Below are 18,470 nucleotides of genomic sequence, written 5' to 3'. Positions count from 1 at the left end.
CAGTATTTCTTTATCAGGAGCATTTTCGCTTTCTATGTCTCGACTTCATTCCAGCCGACGCCACTTTCTTAAACAACTAGGAATCGCCGGTCTTGCATCTTCCCTGCCTCGCACTCTGAACGCAACCATAGATAACTCGAAACCTGCCCTGCGTCCAGTGATAAAGAATCGCACGCCACTCGCGCAGAGCGCATTTTATCAATTGCCGCTCGGCGCGGTAGAGCCGCGGGGATGGCTGCGCGCGCAGATGGAGATTCAGGCCAATGGCCTGGGAGGGCATCTCGACGAGACCTGGGCGGACGTAGGCCCGAACAGTGGATGGCTCGGCGGCAAAGGCGAGTCATGGGAGCGAGGCCCTTACTTTCTCGATGGACTGGTGCCTCTCGCGTATCTTCTCGATGACGCGCGATTGAAGGCAAAAGCGCAGAAATATATCGACTGGATTCTGAGCAACCAGGCAGACAACGGCATGCTCGGGCCACGCTCCAACGACGACTGGTGGCCGCGCATCGTGATGCTCAAAGTGCTGACTCAGTACTATGACGCAACCGGCGATCCGCGCGTCATTCCGGCCATGCAGCGCTACTTCGCCTTCCAGCTTGCGGAACTGCCGAAAAGACCGCTGCGCGACTGGGGAAAATTTCGCTGGCAGGACGAAGCGCTGAGCGTCATCTGGCTCTACAACCGCACCGGCGATGCAAAGCTCCTCGACCTCGTGCGCCTGCTTCACACGCAAGGGCATGACTGGCTCGCGCAGTACGCCGATTTTCAGTTCAAGGAGCGCATCACGGCAGAGCGCCTCAAACTGGACGAGGGCCAGGGCCTCGCCGATCTAGCTCTCTCCACGCACGGCGTGAACAACGGGCAGGCCATCAAGACCGGCCCTGTGTGGTCGCTTGTCTCGGGCTCCGAGACAGACCGCAGAGCCGTGCTGCAGATGATCGCTGAACTCGACAAATATCACGGCCTGCCGAATGGCATGTTCTCCTGCGACGAGCACTTTGCCGGGCTTAATCCTTCGCAGGGTTCGGAGCTGTGTACGGTAGTCGAATCGATGTTCTCGCTTGAGCAATCGCTCGCGATTCTCGGTGATCCAATGCTCGGAGACCGGCTGGAGAAGCTGGCCTTCAACGCGCTTCCCGGAACATTTACCGACGACATGTGGGCGCATCAATACAATCAGGAACCCAATCAGGTGGAGTGCAGCCTGCACCGGAAGCCCTGGACGACCGATGGCCCCGAATCAAATCTTTTCGGACTCGAACCAAATTTCGGCTGCTGCGCTGCAAACTTCCATCAAGGATGGCCGAAGTTCACTGCCAGCCTGTTCATGCTGTCGCACGATGACGGCATCGCCGCAACTGCATATGCTCCCTGCGAAGCGCGCACGCTCGTTCGCAATGTTCCAGTGCATCTCGTCGAGGAAACAAACTATCCGTTTGAAGGCGCAGTGCGCATCACTGTGAATCCTGAGAGCCCGGCGACGTTTCCGCTTCTGCTGCGCATTCCCGCATGGGCTGCAGGAGCAACCATCAAAATCAACGGAGAACCGCAGCCTCCGGCCATTCCCGCCAGCTTTGCCCACATCGAGCGCAAATGGAAACAAGGAGACCGCGTTGAAGTTGAGTTTCCGCTTGAGCCGCGCACATCAAAATGGTTCCAGGATTCAGTCGCTATAGAGCGCGGGCCGCTGGTCTTCTCTTACGGAATCGGCGAAGACTGGGTCAAGCTGCGCGATCGCGGCATGACGGCGGACTGGCAGGTGTATCCCACCACGCAGTGGAATTATGCGCTTCGTCTCGATCAGGGCATCACAACAACCCAAACAGAGATGAAAGATCATCCCTTCAGCGCGAAAGGCACGCCGGTGAAGCTTCAGGCGAAGGCGCGGAAACTTCCGGCGTGGCAGGCTGAAGATGGAGTGGCGAATCCAGTCCCGCAAAGCCCGGTCACGAGCGACCAGCAGGAAGAGAGCATCATGCTGATTCCCTACGCAGCCGCGAAACTGCGAATCACCGCATTTCCCTGGCTGAAGACATAAGACGCGATCGCCTAATAATAATCGGCGCAGCTCAGATAATATCCGCAGCGGTTGCAGACAAGCTTGCACCGGTGCCCGGTCAATTGCGAGGAGCAGTTAGGGCAATACACCGAGTGGTGCAGCGCCTGCGCATCCTCGGGCGGTGCCTGCTGGGGTTCCGATTGCGATGGAGCCTGCGGATACACACGGCAAGATTAACGGAATTTTGACCGGCGCGGTAGTGGCTCATTCGACTCGCCCCGCGCACCATTGGTATCCTCAAAGTCGCATCGTAAATAAAGAAGCTGAATCCTCAACCAACGCTAACAAAGGAGTAGTTATGGAGCGTACAGCAAGCGCAGTTTGGAAAGGCAGCCTGAAAGAGGGCAAGGGCAGCATCTCATCACAGAGCGGAGTTTTGAAGGAAACACAGTACTCCTTCAGCACGCGTTTCGAGAATGGCATTGGCACCAATCCGGAAGAGTTGATTGCCGCGGCCCACGCGGGATGCTTCACCATGGCCCTGAGCGCGCAGCTTGGCCAGGCAAACCTCACTCCGGAATCGCTTGAGACTACCGCCAAGGTGAAACTCGAGAAGACCGATGCCGGATTCACCATTACGGCGATCCATCTCACCACGAATGCCAAGGTTCCCGGAGCAACCCAGGAAGCTTTCGACACCGCCACGCAGAATGCCAAAGCCGGATGCCCGGTATCGCGCCTCTTCAAAGGGAATGCAGAGATCACGCTCGACGCCAAGCTGGTCTGAAACTCGGAAGAAACAAAGATGATGAAAACGCCGCTATTTCGCGGCGTTTTCGCTTTGTGTACGGATATACTCGCGCAGCTCCCGGTTCAGGTCCGCTGCCTGCTTCACTCCCTGATCAAGCATCTGTTGCCATTGCCGCGCAGTGTCGTTGAGCTCCATCGTGCTCAGCAGGTAGTTTGTCTGCAGGATAATTTCAATCGCATTGCTCAAGTCATGCAGAAGCTGGCGAAGGCGCTGCGCGTGTTCGTCTGGAATTGGCGGCAGATTCTTTGTCTCCGTCATTTAAATGCGTCCTTAAAGGGATGATACCGGGCCGCGCCAGATGGTTGTATCCGGCTTACGAACGCAGTTTGACACAACCCCCGTGACTCCGTACTCTAGAAGTTACTGCTCCTCCAGCCGCTCGCGCTGGAGTTCTACCTTTGCCGAAGTGGCGGAATTGGCAGACGCGCATGGTTCAGGTCCATGTACCCGCAAGGGTGTGGGGGTTCGAGTCCCTTCTTCGGCACCAAAGTGATCCCAAGCCTCTTGCTATCAGAAGAACGGTAAAGCAAGCCGCTCGCTGCTGTTATTGATGGCAACGTATGACTGGAATCATTGCCAAGGGCAAATAAGAAATGAACACATTCAGTAGCATCGTGCTTCAGCATGCCACAACATCCCTGCCACCATGCAATGGCAGCAGGGATGTTGTGAAGTTAGGAGCCTTTTCGGATGATTGGGCTGTGAGTTAGGCGATACAGAAAAATTGGCCTTTGCCCTGGCTCACGAAGTCCTTATGTTAGTGGTTCGAGTTGCTGTTTCGATCCTTTGTCAGGGAGAAGGCATATACCTTATTATTGCCAATCCCCGGCGATATGTTTTTATAACCCGATCCCCAGTAAAGAGTGCCATCCACGATGGACGGCCCATCGATCACAGAGCCCCCGCTCGCGAAGTTCCAGAGGATATTTCCGGTTCTCGCATCCAGAGCATACATCTGCCCCGAATAAGAGCCTGCGTACATAACATCATTTGCGACACTGACCGAACCAGTGTCTATGGTTCCGGAGGTAGGATCCGCAGTCTGCCAAAGAATCTTGCCCGTGGCGACATCAAGAGCGCTCCAGGATCCCCAGGTGATCTGCTGTTTAGAAGGCTTAAGCGTATAAGGAAGCTGATCTTTGTCTGCGATAGCCACATAGATGCGCTTGCCATCAGTTGCAGTGCCCCACTCAATTCCTCCCAGTGAGCTTCCCGGGCCAACCGGTGTGCACCAAATAATATCGCCGTTATCAGGATTCAGCCCCCAATAGATACCACTCTTCTGGCCAAACCCGACGATATTGCCAACCAGATTGGGACCCGATCCACCCAGGTCGAAATCCGGGCTGCTGGGTACAGGGCAGTTAGGATCTGGTGTTCCTGAAGCAGTAATACAAGCTACGGTCCAGGTATCGATCCCCTGCAATCTCCTCGCCCATTTAATTTTTCCGGTCTTTAAATGTAATGCAAGCGCGGAATCAAAATAATCATCGGGCGCCACGCAGCGTGGTGAGTGAGTGCTGTTCTGACAGTCTTCCACACTTTGTGGCGCTGTATAGTTATTGCCTGTGCCAATGTAAAGCAAACCACGCTTCGGATCGATTGCAGGAGATTGCCACACTGCATTCCCGCTATATCCATCCGTGCGCCCGCCGTTATCAGGAACGACGAAGGTCTTCCAAAGAATCGAGCCGGTTTTTACATCGAGCGCTACAACGCTACCGCGAAAGCTGCAACATACATAGGACGGATTGGCTGCCAGGCCCTCCTCATTCGAAGAGACTCCAATGTAAACAATGCCATCGAAGACAACCGGAGAACCCGTAATAATGGCTGCCGGATGACTATCCACGCTGGTAATCCACCGGAGCGCTCCCGTAGACCGATCGACAGCAATTACGTTTGCACCGGCATGGGCCTGCTTGGAATTGAGAATGTCGCCAATAATTAATTCATCTTTATCCACTGCTGGGCTGACGCGAGAGATCGCTCCCTCGACGCCATCGTAGTCGGAGATTTTGCGTGACCAGATGAGATGGCCGTTGTTCTTATTTACTGCAAACAGATTCCCACCCCAGTCCGGGAAGTAAACTGCATCTCCCTCTACGGTGGGAGTGGCGGAAACATCGCCGCCAGTCGTGAAGGTCCATTGGGGACTGAGGTGACGAACGTTGGCGGGACTGATGGCGTGTTCTTCAGGTTGGCTTCGGGTGTCGTTCAGATCCTGTCCGGCTCTTTGCCACTGCCCGGACTGATGTTCATCTGCATTGTACTGCGCATGTAGCGCCGGAACGGAAAAGAGCGCTACAAAGAAGACAGCGGTCCACACAGACCAGCGATGATTCTCTGTTGACATCGAAATGATCTCCTTGAATTCACTTGCGGTTCTATTGGTGCACTCCCTTCGGCTTACACAAGCGGAGCGAGCAACGACGTAGACTCCAAGGGTTATTCGACTTGCTAAATGCGGTGCTTATAGAAAAAGCTGCTGTTGTGAAACTGCATTACCGCAATGGTCAGGCGGTTGAAGATGAGTTCCTTTTTCCGCAGGCATGGTGAAACGAGTGTGTGCAGAGAGTGGGGATGGGTTGGCCGAAGCGGGCCGGTGAGATAGTGATGGCTGGAAAGGATGGATGACAATGCCGATGAGCATCGAAACGTGGCATAGCTCCTCCATGATCGAGTCGGATTTCTGTTTGCGGTGATTAACCGACTTGGACCGCGACCAGAATATGAAGAGAGCCGAATCAGCTTGTCATCGGAATGTCATTGGAGTGTCATTACATTTTCAGAAGCAGGTCTCTCAGCCTTGAGGAATCGAACGGAAGACTGCAATCAGTATGCTCCCCGGCTTCATCTATGTTCATTCGCCGCTTCTTTTTCATTGTCATCAAGATCATTTGAATAAGGTGCAAATACGGCCTGTTTTGCCTTTGGATAAGGTACATTCCATCCCCGGGCATCGCGCCACAGGATCCTGTTCAGTTTTTCTGTTGGAGCGGCATCTGGAATACTGAAGTTCATTTGCAGCGATGCTTCTGCGTCTTTTCGTGCCTGTCCTGAAAGTGACTGCAGCGGAGGATTGACCTCGTAGAGGGATTGTTTAGGCACCTGTGCCGTATAAGGTGTAAGGTCGGGCCTGGACTGGAAGCTGTTTCTCATATCGTTCGCGATCAGATCGAAGAGAGACATATTCTTTAATCCAAGAATCAGTTCGATCGTTTTGAGCATGCTTGGCTGCGAGTAGAAGGTCGAATCGATGGACCCGCGTTTGATGTAAGGGCTGATTGCCAATGCAACTGTACGATGCCCATCGACGTGATCTACCCCATCCTGCGCGTCATCTTCTACGACCAGAAGCAGCGTCGATCCCCAGAATTTCGAGTGTGACACCTCATCAACAATCATTCCCAATGCGTAATCGTTATCGGCTGTGCAGGCCCTGGGAGTTGAGAATCCCGGTCTTGTCCCGGCTGTATGGTCCGCAGGCAACTGCACCATCACCAGATCTGGCATATCGTTTTGAGTTTCCCATTGCTTCAGGTATCTCGCGAAAATCCGCGCGCGGATGACATCAGGCACACTCAACGACCAGAGCGGGTAGTCCTTTACCAGGTACGGATTCAAAGAATCCATCGGCGCCTTGTTGGGGATGCCTGGACTGAACTCCGCATCGTTCTTAAAGCGCTCCAGGAAATCTTTCCGCTCTTTCGTCTGGATCGGAAATTCTCTCGCATCATCCCCCGTATATTCGCCGAAATCAATAAACGATTTCCCTGCGGCGATGGCCGCATTCCATATAAAACCTCCGCGCGCTCCATCCATGGGATCGCCATCTTCGGCATAACTGCGTCCGCCATATCCGGGCAGGTAGTTGTAGTCTGTCTCGTTGGCCTGAGTGACCCACTGGTGACCGTCGCCGCTATTGCCGCCTGTAGCGAAGAAATTGTCGAGAAGCACAAAGTCTTTCGCCAGCTTTCGATGATTCGGAATGACGTCATCCGCATATTGCTCTAAAGATGGATCGCCATTGCCCTTTCCAAGAGAGCCAAAAAACTGATCGTAGCTGCGGTTTTCCTTGATGACATAGATAATGTGCTTGATCGGCGATGGATCTCCGGCGCGCAGCGGCACCGGCATTTCCTGGTTCGCTGCTGAAGTTTGTCCGGCCGGCTCCGTAGCGCCCTTGAGTTGCAGACGGCTATTCTCTGCAACAGCAACGGAATATCTCTGAAGCTCCGATGCGTCTGGAACAGGAATGACATGAATTGTTCCTCGATTGCTGTGAACATACCTGCAGCTTTGCGAAGGCGTGAGGCATCGGCGCGATGGCGCGCGTTTCCATCCCGACCCTACTCCAAGAAGTGTGCCTACAGCGAGGTATTTTCCATCGGGACTAAGCTGAATTGAGTCAGGATACCAACCGGTCGGGATCAGGCCCTCCATCCTCATATGGCGCCCCTTCAACCCAAATACGGCGACTGCATTGATTCCGGCGCAGGCTACATATAGATGCTCTCCATCTTTAGATAGCGCAAGCGCTTCAGGTGTGACACCAGCCACATCATGCACAAAAGGCTCAACGGAGACGGTATCCACGACAGCATTCTTCTGCGTGTCAATGACAGAGACTGTGTCAGAGTTGCTATTGGTGACATATAGAAGGTGTCGCGTATCATCCAGTGCGAGCGATGTCGGGTGAAGCCCAACCTCAATCTCAGCCGTCACCGCTCCTGTCTTCAGATCAATCCGGGAAACTGTCCCTGAAGCCGCAATGCCGCGCGCATCGACAACCATCATGTCCGCATCAGGTTTTGGGCCCATCTTTCCTGTCAGATCCCCTGAGCGTGGAAACCTTCCTCCCCAGTTGCTTACATATGCTGTAGCGTTCTTTGCATCGAGCACCACACCGAACGGAGCGATCCCCGTCCTCACCTTCGAGAGGACAGTGCCTGAGTTGAGATCGAGAATCGCCGCCTGGTCATTGAAGGTCAACGCGACAACTCCATAGCGAGTGCCTGGCGCATTGGCAGGCGATACTGCGACTTCTGCAATTTCATTCTGCCCGAGAGCAATCGCCGATGGCTGAACGCCTCCATTCCATCGAGGAATCAGCGCTACATTCTTGTCCGGACGGATCACTGTCATGAACGCTGACTGAGAGGACGGATCATAGGTTAATCCCTGTAGTCCGGGCGTGCTGGTTTCCAGCTTCTCAAGTACTTTGTTCGATTGCCAGTCGAGCTTATAAAGGACTCCTCCGGTCGCTGCATACAATTCCTGAGAGGAAGCTCCGAAAGCAATTCCATACACGCGGCTCTCAAAAACACTCTGAACGCCAGCCGGACTTATAGCCTGCCTTGTAGTGATCGTCCCGGGATCGGGTACTTGCCGTACCGGAGTCTCCAGATCAGAGGCCGGCGCCTGTTGCTGGCCGCCACCTGCATGCCAGTTTGTGTCCTTGCCTGCTTGAGCCTGTGATTCTCTGCCTGCAAACAACAGCGCCAGAACAGCCGCGCCTGCGAAAACCCGCCAAATAGCAGCATGCAAATGCTTACACACAAAAATGTTTTGCATAAGACCTCAACAACTTGAAGATAGCTGCTGAGAAGATTCTTTTGGTTATACAGATATTACTGCCCGAAATTCAGTGGTAAGCAGCAGCACTGAAAGCCTGCATAGACCGAAAACGAAGAGCATGGGTTCAGCCACAGGAAGACTGGTCCGGAGAACCGTTCAACCGTTCTGTCAGGCCGGATATCGCGAGTGGAGACCGCTGGCCATCCATCGTGGCCAGGTACGCGCCTGCATCGTTGGCCTCGAGCAGGCTCTCCTTCAGGCTGACCTCAGCGCAATTCAAAAACTCTGCGCCATGGCCGCAGTTACGAGAGAGATCACAACCGGCAACAAAGACACGCGATGAGTTCTGGACACTGACGCCACATCCCCCGAGAGAAAAGACCAGCCGGCAATCGCTGACCGTGCAATCCGCCACGTGATTCAACAGCAGATTGTGGTTCAATCCATGACCAGGCGCATTGTTGCCCCCACTGTCTGTAACATCGCAGCCGGAGATAGTGAGCTTTGTAGCGCCAGAAATGGCAATGCCGTTGCTGACACAATTACGAACGGTGATGTGATCGAGAACGATGTTGCGAATGTCTCCTTCAGCATCGCCATTGAGCAAAATGCCGCCCCGCGAGGCAGCCATCTGAGTACTCCGGTCGCGTCTCGGCTGGTTTGGATCCTGGGGCCAATCTGTTGAGGGAGCTCCCTCGATAAGGAAATTGCGCAAAGTAATGTTTTCGAGCCTGGGCTGGCCTTGCATCAAGGCATATTCGCCTGCTCCTGGCGCAAGGTGAACCATGGACTGTCGCCCATATCCAACAATCGTCAGATGACTGCGAAGCTTCAGCGGAGCACTGAGTGTATGGATGCCGGGCGCAAGAACAATCGTTCCACCCGCTGTCATAGAATCGATAACCGTCTGAAGCGCTTCACCGGGTTCGACACGGCGCCATGACGACTGCGCCTGCGGGTCTTTATCATGCGCTCCAGCATCAGCAGCCTGTGGCGAGGGCTTTGGAGCAGGCGCCAGGCTGCCGGCGTCAGCACCTCCGCGAAAGAGCCAGACGGCAGAGAGCGCCTGGTTTCCGCTACGCGCTTTTTCGGCAGCCTGGGCCGTGTATGGCATCTCCATCTTTTTGTCGAATCGATAATGTTGATAGGTGGCTTCGTAGAAATCAGCGAAATGGCCTCGTGCCCGCGGCGAGATCACGCCGAAATAAGGTACATCCTGCCCGAGCATGTACTTGCTCGTGTACTCGAATCCCAGAGCGAGACGATTATCTCCTGCGCCAAAGAGGTCGATCTCCTGATTCCATGCAACGAGAGCGGCATAGGAAAAGTATCCCAGTCCTAATTGCACATGGCCCTGATCCCGACAGCTTTCCTCGCATTGTCCGCTAGGCCATACATACTTCAGTATTCCGGAGTTCGTTGGCCCATAGAGGAAGTGCTGGACAGTCCGATTGAAAAGCGAGAGGTCGTCGAGATGGATGGCCATGGCCAGCGTCGTAAACATAATGGCGCCGTCCCAGTTGCCATTTGCCTCCGGAAAGAAAGGCGACAGCAAAGGGATGAGCACGCGAGTAAGCATGCGTCGAAACTGCGTGCGGCTCTCCTGCTTCCAATTCGGGTAAGTCGCGCGAAGAATTTCGGCGGCCTCGCAAAAGTATCCTCCGGCCCAGCCGGCGAGCAGTTTCGCATCGTTACCGCTGAAATCCCAGAGCGTGGCTGACCAGGCATCGAGGATTTGAATAGCCTTTTCGGCATGTTTAGGATCACCGGTAACAATCCATTGCAGAGCATGACTGTGAGCAGCCTGACCACTGGCACTGAATTCGTCAGCACCGGAGCGGCTCATGCCATTGGCGCTACGGAAAACATGCGCTGCCGGCTTCGGATCAAAGTCAAGTGAAGAGGCAGGCAGGTCCATCAGACGCTTCCACGCAGAGGCAACCGGCTCCTGACCCGACTGGATCATCTGCTTCATTGTCTGCATCTGGGCATGCGTTTGAAGAATACCTGGGTGCGTAAAGGGCGAAGTCTTTGCAGTAATGTGTTTGGCCGGTTTACCAGTTTGCGCAAGGAGCGGGCCGGGGCCGGCTGCAATAGCTGCTGCCGTGGTCAACCCCGATACCTGCAAAAACGTGCGTCGATCCATACTTTCTCCATTTCAATGGGGAGCCTTCATCGCAAGCTACGATAACTGTTTCCATCACAGCTAGAACAGCAACTTGACGGCTACCTGTATCTGGCGGGGTGAATTTATCTGGGATGAAATCACGCCGAAGGTGCCGTCGGTGACCCCAGTATCCGGATTAGCAAACTGTGGAGTATTGAAGGCATTGAAGGCTTCTCCTCGAAGCTCAGCCTTGAGGTTTTCCCAAACGGGAAACTGCTTAAAGATGGAGAAATCTAAATTGCGCAGGCCAGGCCCGCGAAGATATCCATGAGTACGGCTCATATTGCCAAATGTATAGGTTGCCGGCTGCGAGAAATTCTCCCTGACGAAATAAGCATTGAGCTTGTCTTCGATGCGTCCGCTTTTACGCGGGTCCTTCCCATTCCAATTGGGGCGTTCCCCAGGGTTCAGAATATTGGCAACGTTGCTGGCTGAGAAGGCAAGCGGTGTCCCAGTGTGCGCACTGAAAATACCATTGATCTGATATCCCCCGAGCAGAGCATCAACAAAGGAATTCCAGTGAGCGCCGAATCGCTGGCCTCGCCCGAATGGGAGACTGTACACACCGCTGACAACGAGATTGCGTGACACATCGAACGTAGATAGAGCGTAGGAGTCCTGAAAGAGTGGAATGCTCGCATCCTGATAAGTTCCGTTAGTCCCGAAGTTGCTGTTGTTACCGAAGGAAGTGTCATCCATGGATTTCGCTCCGGTGTAAGAAAGCAGCAGCGTCGCATTATTGCTGAAGCGTTTTTCCAGCCGCACCTGCATAGAGTCATAATGCGAAATTGCACCGGCCACCAGGTAGCCCGAGAGCGAGGTGAATTGTGGATAGGGCGATAGCAGGTAACGCTGTTGCACAGTCTTGCCGGAGAGAGCTCCGGACACCTGCACATGACCGTAAAACGGGTTCGACACCTGATTCAGTAACTGTCCGCCAAGCGCCAGATAGGAATCCGGCAGTTGGTTATAGGTGGGATAACTCGGGAGCTGTACTCCATGATTGCCGACATAGGAGACGCCAACCATCCAATTAGATGGCAATTGATATTCAACACCAAAGTTGAAGTTCTCTGTATAGGGAGAAGGCTGGTGCCGTATGGTAGTGGAGACACTACCGCCTGTACTGGTCAGTAATCCCAGGGAGCTCCCTGTTACCGGAACAAACGAACTGTCGGGAAAGGGATCGGATAAATAGTTGTTAGGCGTAGCTCCATCAACCGTACCCAGGTAGCTGCTGTCCGTTCGGAAGCCGGTATTTGCAAGGGTGGATGCGGCCTGATTCGGGTTGTTGGTGAAGAAGATACCAAAAGCGCCACGAATTACAAGCGGGCGGCTGACATGATATGCAAAGCCGAAACGCGGCGCAAAGTTGTCATAGACGGTATCGTTGACAGTACGTGGATTGCCATTGACTCCCGGATATTCGAGACCGCCTTTGAGTCCAGCTATACCTGTAACCTCAGCCAGCGGTGAGGGAACATTGAGGTCAAGATAAGTAGCGCGATCGTGCCGTTCTGTTCTTGGCAGAAACAAGTCGTAACGCAGTCCCAGGTTGAGAGTAAGTTTATCGGTCAGACTCCAGTCGTCCTGGATATAGAGCCCTGCGTAATGACTGGTGGTGTCGACAATCTTGAAATAATGCGTGACTGTGCCGGAGCCAAGACCCAAGAGGTAGGAGGCAAAGCCGTCACCCGCAGTACTGGATGCTGTCAGTGCATTCGGGCCCTGAGTAAAGTTGGCGCCAAAGCTGAAAGCGCCAGTCGCACGACCAAGCTGATTGTCGTTATTGGCGAGGATGCGAAACTCGCCGCCGAAATTCAAAGTGTGATGGGTGAGCACCTTGGTGTTATTGATCAGGAAAGTATCGGCAAGATAGCCCGCAGAGCCCTTGCTGAGCTGAGTACCGGCGCCGATGCCGAGATAACCTGCGGGCGCGATGCCCGGAAAAGTGAGAGCTCCGGATGAAGTAGCAAGTGCGGTCTGGGCAAGGTAGCCGGGAAAGCCCAGCTTTGTCGGATCGAAACCATCGCCTGGAGTTGTCGTATTGAAATAGACATGGCTGACACCCGCACGGAGCTCGAAGATATACGTGGGGTCCTTGGCGAAGGTGTAGTCGAGGCCAGCCCCAATAGCGGGCTGCCCATTGCTGTTGGCGTTCTGAGCAATTTCAATACTACGAGGCAACAGAGGCGCGTAACCAGTGGTGGGGTTCCGGTGGGAGAAGCGAAAATTTATTCGCTGCCGCTGTGAGAGAACCTCGTCGACCTTGATGTCATACTGATTGATCGTGTACGGAGCGGAAGCATTAGCGAAGTAATTGTTATGCCCATTTGTTCCCGGAATGTTGGGGAGCGGAAAATATGGAAGTATATTGGCGGCGACCTTATCAAAGCGCGAAGGATCGATGAAATTATTGGGGAATGCCGTGCGAGTATAACTGGTGCCGGACGGAGTCACGGTGGCCTGAGTGCTCAAGGGATCGTAAATGGTAATGGGCTGGCCTGTGCTTGTAACATCCTGCGAAAAATCTCCTCCGCGTTCGGCAATTGTAGGCACAGTCGTCAGCAGTTGGGTTGCAGTATCCTGCCGCAGGCCCTCATAGTCGACAAAAAAGAATGTCTTATCGCGACCATTGTAGAGCTTGGGAATGTAGACCGGTCCTCCAAGACTGAACCCGAATTGATTACGCTTGAAGCTCGGCAGCTTGGCGCCAGAGCGGTTCGAAAAGAAGTCGTTGGCATCCAGATAGGAGTTACGCAGGAAGTCATAAACACTGCCGTGTATGTCGTTCGTTCCTGACTTATAGATGATGTTGATGATACCGCCGCCCGTATTGCCAAACTGCGCGGAAAAGTTGGCGGTCTGTACCTTGAACTCCTGCGTGGCATCGACCGATGGAAAGATAGTTAGCGCGTTGAAGTCATCTGTGGGAGGCGCTGAGGGTATGCCGTCCAACAAGACATCTGCCGTTCCGGAGTGGCTGCCATTCACGTTGAACTGAAGTCCAGTGAAAGTGGAATTGACAGTTCCACTGACACCTGGAACGAGCAAAATGAGCGCAAGCGGATTGCGCTGGTTCAAGGGCAGATTTTCAATACTCTTATTGCCGATCACCTGACCAACATCTGACGTCTGAGTTTCAAGAAGAGGTTCTGCTGAACTTACCTCGACGGTCTCATTGGTTGCACCAACTTGCAGAATAAGATCGTCCAGATGGGCAGTCTGATCCACACTCAGAACAAGTCCGGAACGAACAAGCTGCCGAAAACCAGCGGCGGTTACGGCAACACTATATGGGCCGGGCGGCAGATTATTAACAACAAAGGCGCCGTCATCGGTAGTTTGTGCATGAGTGATTACATTCGTTCCAGTATTTGTAACAGTGATTGATGCATTGGCAATCACCGTGCCGTTGCTATCTTTGACCACGCCTTCCAATGAGGCTGTGATGCGCTGGGCTTCAGCAACTGTCAGAGCGGCAAAGAACAGAAGCGTCAGAATGGCCCATGACATCTTCCTGCACCGGTCCTGTAACCGGACTTGTGTATATGCTACGCAGTTCTGCAATTTATTCTCCTAGGCAGAATGGCACCTGCTGGAAATTCACGATTGTCATCATGAAATCCCACAACCTGACTGACAACGTGATCGTGAACAAACCCGATCATCTGGGATATTTAATGGAATCGTTACCATGAATCGAACAAAATATTCGATCACTCAGAAATGCGCTGTCAAGGTACAAAAGCTGGGACTGTACCGCTTACCGGGAAAGCTTTAATTCAGCTGAGCAAGCCTGTCCCTGGTTAAGGAACTACCGAAAGCGTTCCAAATCCCAATATAGAAACGTTTCCACTCGTCGATGAGAGTTCCCCCAGGATAGGAAGCTGTCTCTCCAGGCGGGACATTGGCGGCTAGCGCTTCCCAGCCAGTTGAAGCAGTAGTCCAGGCGTCACTGGAATTCTGATTTGGTGTAAAAAGGAAGACACCTTTCCCGAGGCATCTTTTGGCAAGGGAAACACCTGGGACATATAGAAACGGGCCCGCAGAGCCGGTTCTACCTTTCATGAGTTATTGAGGAGACCAGATGCGATTCATTCGCAGCGTATTCGTTTTCGCTATTTCCATTGGATGTTGTTCGATGTCTATCTGGGGACAGGCAACCACCTCCCTGCGCGGCCATGTGACGGATGCAAGCGGAGCAGTCGTACCCGGAGCTCAGATCAGCTTAAATCTTGCAGCAACTGGCGTGGCCCGGCGGGGAACGACCGACGCAAGCGGCGAATATCAATTTCTGCAGTTAGCCCCGGGGCAATATACGCTGACGGTGAATGCTGAAGGATTCGCTCCGGTTGAGAAGCAGGGTATGAATCTGCTGGTCGGTCAGCCTGCGACGGAAGATGTGGTGCTGACGGTGGCTTCTGTAACGCAGAAGGTTGAAGTGAGCACGAACGTGCAGCCTGACCTGAATACTACGGACGCTACGCTGGGCAATGCCTTTGCGGAAAAACAGATTCAATCGCTGCCAATTGAGGGTCGCAACGTGCCGGACCTGCTGAGCCTGCAGCCTGGCGTAACGTATCTGGGCCGCACCGATGAATATAACGGAACGAATGCAGCCGGAAATAGCGGTACAGATTCGCGCAGCGGCGCTGTGAATGGCGGACGAAGCGACCAGTCGAACATCACGCTCGATGGCGTCGACGTCAATGACATCAACAACGGCTATGCGTTTACGAGCGTGCTGCGCGTCACCCAGGATTCGGTCGGCGAATTTCGCGTGACCACCAGCAATCCAGATGCAGCAGAGGGACGCTCCTCGGGAGCGCAGGTTGGCCTCATCACAAGAAGCGGAACCAACCAGATTCACGGCGCGGTCTACGAGTACAACCGCAGCAATCTTTTTGAAGCAAATGATTTCTTCAACAAGCAGCAACAGCTGGCAGCAGGAGAGCCGAATACTCCTCCGAAATTAATCCGCAATGTCTTTGGAGCCGCTGTAGGCGGCCCAATCAGGCGTGACCAGCTCTTCTATTTTCTGAACTATGAAGGGCGCCGTGATACTGAAGGGCAGAGCGTGAATGCAGGAACCGTGCCGCTGCCCAGCTTCCGCGCGGGCAACATTCAATATCAAACGGCAGACGGCTCTGTCTTCAATCTCACGCCACAGCAGATTCAGGCTATGGACCCGCAGGGCATTGGCGCGAACCAGAACATTCTGCAGATTTATTCGAAGTATCCGCAGGCGAATGATCCGACCCAGGGCGATACCTATAACACCGCCGGCTATCGCTTTCCTTATACGCTGCAGCGCAGCTACAACACCTACATTGCTCGTCTGGACTGGAACATTACACACAACGGCAACCACACGGTCTTCTGGCGCGGGAACCTGCAGAACGATGATGAGCCGACTGCGCCAGTGTTTCCAGGGCAGCCCCCATCCAGCTCTACGCTGACGAACAGCAAGGGCATGGCGGCAGGCTATACCGCAGTCATTACTCCGAACCTGGTGAATACGCTGCGCTATGGATTCACGAGGCAGGGCGTGGATGACGCAGGCGTATCCAAGCAGCCGCATGTTTATCTGGCCGCTGTCGCCGATCCGCAATCGTTCTCGCGCAGCACTTCGTACATCATTCCGGTGCACAACATTGTCGACGATCTCTCCTGGACGAAGCACGATCACAGCTTTGCGTTCGGCGTGAATATCCGCCTGATCGACGACCAGAGAACGAGCGATGCGAACTCGTATCCGGATGGCCAGATGAATCAAGGGTGGCTCTCGAATGGTTCGACAGTAGCGGGCAATAACGGACCCTTCGATCCCGAAGCTTATGGCTATCCGGCGGTAAGCCAGGTTTTCACGAACCAATACAATGATGCACTGCTGGGGCTGGTTGGCATCGTGACGGAAGGCGATGCTATTTACAACTACACCAAGCAAGGCACGGCGCTTCCTTTAGGAACAGTGCTGAAGCGTGATTACCGCTGGAACGAGTACGAATTTTACGCACAGGATTCCTGGAAGGCGCTGAAGAATCTTACGCTCACCTATGGTCTGCGCTGGTCGCTGTTGCAGCCTCCTGCCGAGACAAGCGGCACGCAGGTGGGAACCTGCATGATCAGCGCGGGTATATGCAAGCCGTATGCGCTGACCGACTACTATAAAGACAGCGCACAGCAGGCGATTCAAGGCGGCTCCGCGAATGCAATCGGCGAAGTGGCGTTTGACTTGAACGGCCGCTACAATCACCGGCCCGATTTCTGGAACATGGAGAAGAATGACATCGGTCCGCGGGTAGCGCTGGCTTATTCGCCTACGCCAGACAGCGGGTTCTGGAACAGTATTTTCGGTAACGGCAAGAGCAGCATTCGCGCGGGCTACTCGCTGGTCTACGACCACTTTGGCGCAGCAACGGTGAATGCCTTCGATACAACCGGCTCATTCGGCTTATCGACGAATCTGTCGAACGCGCCGGGAACTGTAAACATTGCAAGCGCTCCGCGATTCACTGATCTTTATACGATTCCGGCTGGCCTGCTTCCAGCGGCCCCTGCCGGCGGATTTCCCGCAGTACCGAGTCAGACGCAGTTTGCCATCAGCTGGGGGCTGGACAGCAAGATCAAAACGCCGTATTCACACTTGATTGACTTTTCGATCCAGCGTGAGCTGCGCAACGGGTCTTCACTTGAGATTTCTTATGTAGGACGTCTCGCGCATCGCCTGCTGGCACAGGAAGATGTGGCCATGCCGATTAACCTAGTCGCGGCGGGCACGTCTTACTTCGGCCCCGCGGCACAGATGGCGAAGCTGGGCCGAGCGAAGGTTCCAGTGAGCGCAGTACAGCCGGTGCCTTACTGGGAGACACTTTTCCCGCAGCTCGATGGAGTAGATATTGGATTGGGATATGGTCCGGCAACCGCGACGCAGAATGTGTACCAGCTGTTCGAGCAGAATCGATATAACGAAACGTATGCCCTGTTTGAACTGGACGCGCCGGATTCTTTGAGCGGCGCCGGAGTAAATCCGAATGGAACGTATCCATCGTTTCGCTTTTATCACGACCAATATTCGGCGCTGTATGCGTGGCGTTCGATCGGATACTCGAACTACCATGCGCTGCAGGTCGTATACCGCCAGCAATTTGGAGCAGGGTTGCAGGCGGACTTCAACTACACGTTGTCGAAGTCGATGGATATCACGTCACAGGCCGAGCGGCTCAACAGTTCCGGCAGCACTAACTATGCGCAGATCATGAATACCTGGGAGCCGAACCAGCTTTATGGCGTTTCTGACTACGATGCGCGGCACCAGATCAATTCCAACTACATCTGGGAACTACCCTTCGGCCGCGGGCAGCATTTTGGGGCGAACGCAAGCAGGCTGGCCAACCTGTTCATTGGCGGATGGCAGACGACGGGCATTATTCGCTGGACGAGCGGCTTCCCCTTCCTGGTGAATAACGGCGCCTACTATCCGACAAACTGGGACATTCAGGGCTTCGCAACGCAGGTGGCACCGATTCCTTCGCGGGCTGCCAAACGCGGGCGCCTGACGCAACGCTTTGCCGACCCGGCTGCGGTCTTTGCTTCCTTTGACTTCACCCTGCCGGGCGGGTCGGGAACGCGCAATCCCTTGCGAGGCGATGGATATTATGACTGGGACACGGGTCTGAACAAGTCATTCGCCATCACCGAGCGCGCAAAACTGCAGCTTCGCTGGGAGATGTTCAACGTAACGAACAGCGTTCGCTTTGATTCGCATTCCATCAGCGCGACTATGGATAACGCTCCTAATTTTGGACAAGCTACCGTGCTGCTCACGAACAAACGCCTGGCCCAGTTTGCAGCGCGGCTCGAGTTTTAAACGAAACGACAAACTGGCGGTACACGCATGCATCATC

At 54.1% G+C, this 18,470-nt stretch carries 8 protein-coding genes and 1 tRNA gene; 4 read left to right on the top strand and 5 right to left on the bottom strand.

All coding sequences use genetic code 11. The annotated features are described in order from the left end of the window. Positions 1–34 precede the first annotated feature (34 nt). Positions 35–2,041: a beta-L-arabinofuranosidase domain-containing protein gene (locus tag AC5S16_RS17590; protein ID WP_493931409.1), complete on the top strand. Its 2,007-nt coding sequence runs from the start codon at positions 35–37 to the stop codon at positions 2,039–2,041. 319 nt (positions 2,042–2,360) lie between these two features. Further along, the gene (locus tag AC5S16_RS17585) at positions 2,361–2,789 is read left to right on the top strand and encodes an OsmC family protein (RefSeq protein WP_493931408.1); all 429 of its coding nucleotides are present in this window, start codon (positions 2,361–2,363) and stop codon (positions 2,787–2,789) included. A 33-nt stretch (positions 2,790–2,822) separates the two neighbouring features. Here the strand turns inward: AC5S16_RS17585 and AC5S16_RS17580 are convergent, their stop codons facing one another. Further along, complete coding sequence (locus AC5S16_RS17580) at positions 2,823–3,071, bottom strand: hypothetical protein (protein ID WP_493931407.1); 249 nt, start codon at positions 3,069–3,071, stop codon at positions 2,823–2,825. Between the two features lie 142 nt (positions 3,072–3,213). Here AC5S16_RS17580 and AC5S16_RS17575 point away from each other — a divergent pair. Next, positions 3,214–3,300: transfer RNA gene (locus tag AC5S16_RS17575), tRNA-Leu, on the top strand. A gap of 270 nt (positions 3,301–3,570) precedes the next feature. Here AC5S16_RS17575 and AC5S16_RS17570 read toward each other — a convergent pair. The 4 genes from AC5S16_RS17570 to AC5S16_RS17555 all read right to left on the bottom strand — a co-directional run bounded on the left by AC5S16_RS17570 (position 3,571) and on the right by AC5S16_RS17555 (position 14,076). After that, a complete protein-coding gene (locus AC5S16_RS17570; RefSeq protein ID WP_493931406.1) occupies positions 3,571–5,169 on the bottom strand; it encodes an outer membrane protein assembly factor BamB family protein in 1,599 nt (532 codons plus the stop codon). 497 nt (positions 5,170–5,666) lie between these two features. Continuing rightward, on the bottom strand, positions 5,667–8,390 hold the full coding sequence (locus AC5S16_RS17565) for a bifunctional YncE family protein/alkaline phosphatase family protein (RefSeq protein WP_493931405.1): 2,724 nt from the start codon (positions 8,388–8,390) through the stop codon (positions 5,667–5,669). A 127-nt stretch (positions 8,391–8,517) separates the two neighbouring features. Continuing rightward, positions 8,518–10,539: a right-handed parallel beta-helix repeat-containing protein gene (locus tag AC5S16_RS17560; RefSeq protein ID WP_493931404.1), complete on the bottom strand. Its 2,022-nt coding sequence runs from the start codon at positions 10,537–10,539 to the stop codon at positions 8,518–8,520. Positions 10,540–10,599: 60 nt separating this feature from the next. Further along, entirely contained in the window at positions 10,600–14,076 is a 3,477-nt protein-coding gene (locus AC5S16_RS17555; RefSeq protein WP_493931403.1) for a TonB-dependent receptor, read from the bottom strand. Between the two features lie 628 nt (positions 14,077–14,704). On the opposite strand from AC5S16_RS17555, the gene AC5S16_RS17550 reads away from it, so the two are divergent. Beyond that, positions 14,705–18,433, top strand: a complete 3,729-nt coding sequence (locus AC5S16_RS17550) for a TonB-dependent receptor (protein WP_493931402.1) — start codon at positions 14,705–14,707, stop codon at positions 18,431–18,433. Positions 18,434–18,470: the final 37 nt, after the last annotated feature.

It is taken from the genome of Acidobacterium sp. FHG110202_01 (genome assembly GCF_059115305.1).
This window is presented reverse-complemented; position numbering and strand designations above follow the sequence as displayed.

Excerpts from the sequence above, each read along its gene's own strand:
- AC5S16_RS17580 (WP_493931407.1), bottom strand. The coding sequence starts at position 3,071 with ATGACGGAGACAAAGAATCTGCCGCCAATTCCAGACGAACACGCGCAG.
- AC5S16_RS17565 (WP_493931405.1), bottom strand. The coding sequence starts at position 8,390 with ATGCAAAACATTTTTGTGTGTAAGCATTTGCATGCTGCTATTTGGCGG.
- AC5S16_RS17570 (WP_493931406.1), bottom strand. The coding sequence starts at position 5,169 with ATGTCAACAGAGAATCATCGCTGGTCTGTGTGGACCGCTGTCTTCTTT.
- AC5S16_RS17585 (WP_493931408.1), top strand. The coding sequence starts at position 2,361 with ATGGAGCGTACAGCAAGCGCAGTTTGGAAAGGCAGCCTGAAAGAGGGC.
- AC5S16_RS17555 (WP_493931403.1), bottom strand. The coding sequence starts at position 14,076 with ATGTCATGGGCCATTCTGACGCTTCTGTTCTTTGCCGCTCTGACAGTT.
- AC5S16_RS17560 (WP_493931404.1), bottom strand. The coding sequence starts at position 10,539 with ATGGATCGACGCACGTTTTTGCAGGTATCGGGGTTGACCACGGCAGCA.
- AC5S16_RS17590 (WP_493931409.1), top strand. The coding sequence starts at position 35 with ATGTCTCGACTTCATTCCAGCCGACGCCACTTTCTTAAACAACTAGGA.
- AC5S16_RS17550 (WP_493931402.1), top strand. The coding sequence starts at position 14,705 with ATGTCTATCTGGGGACAGGCAACCACCTCCCTGCGCGGCCATGTGACG.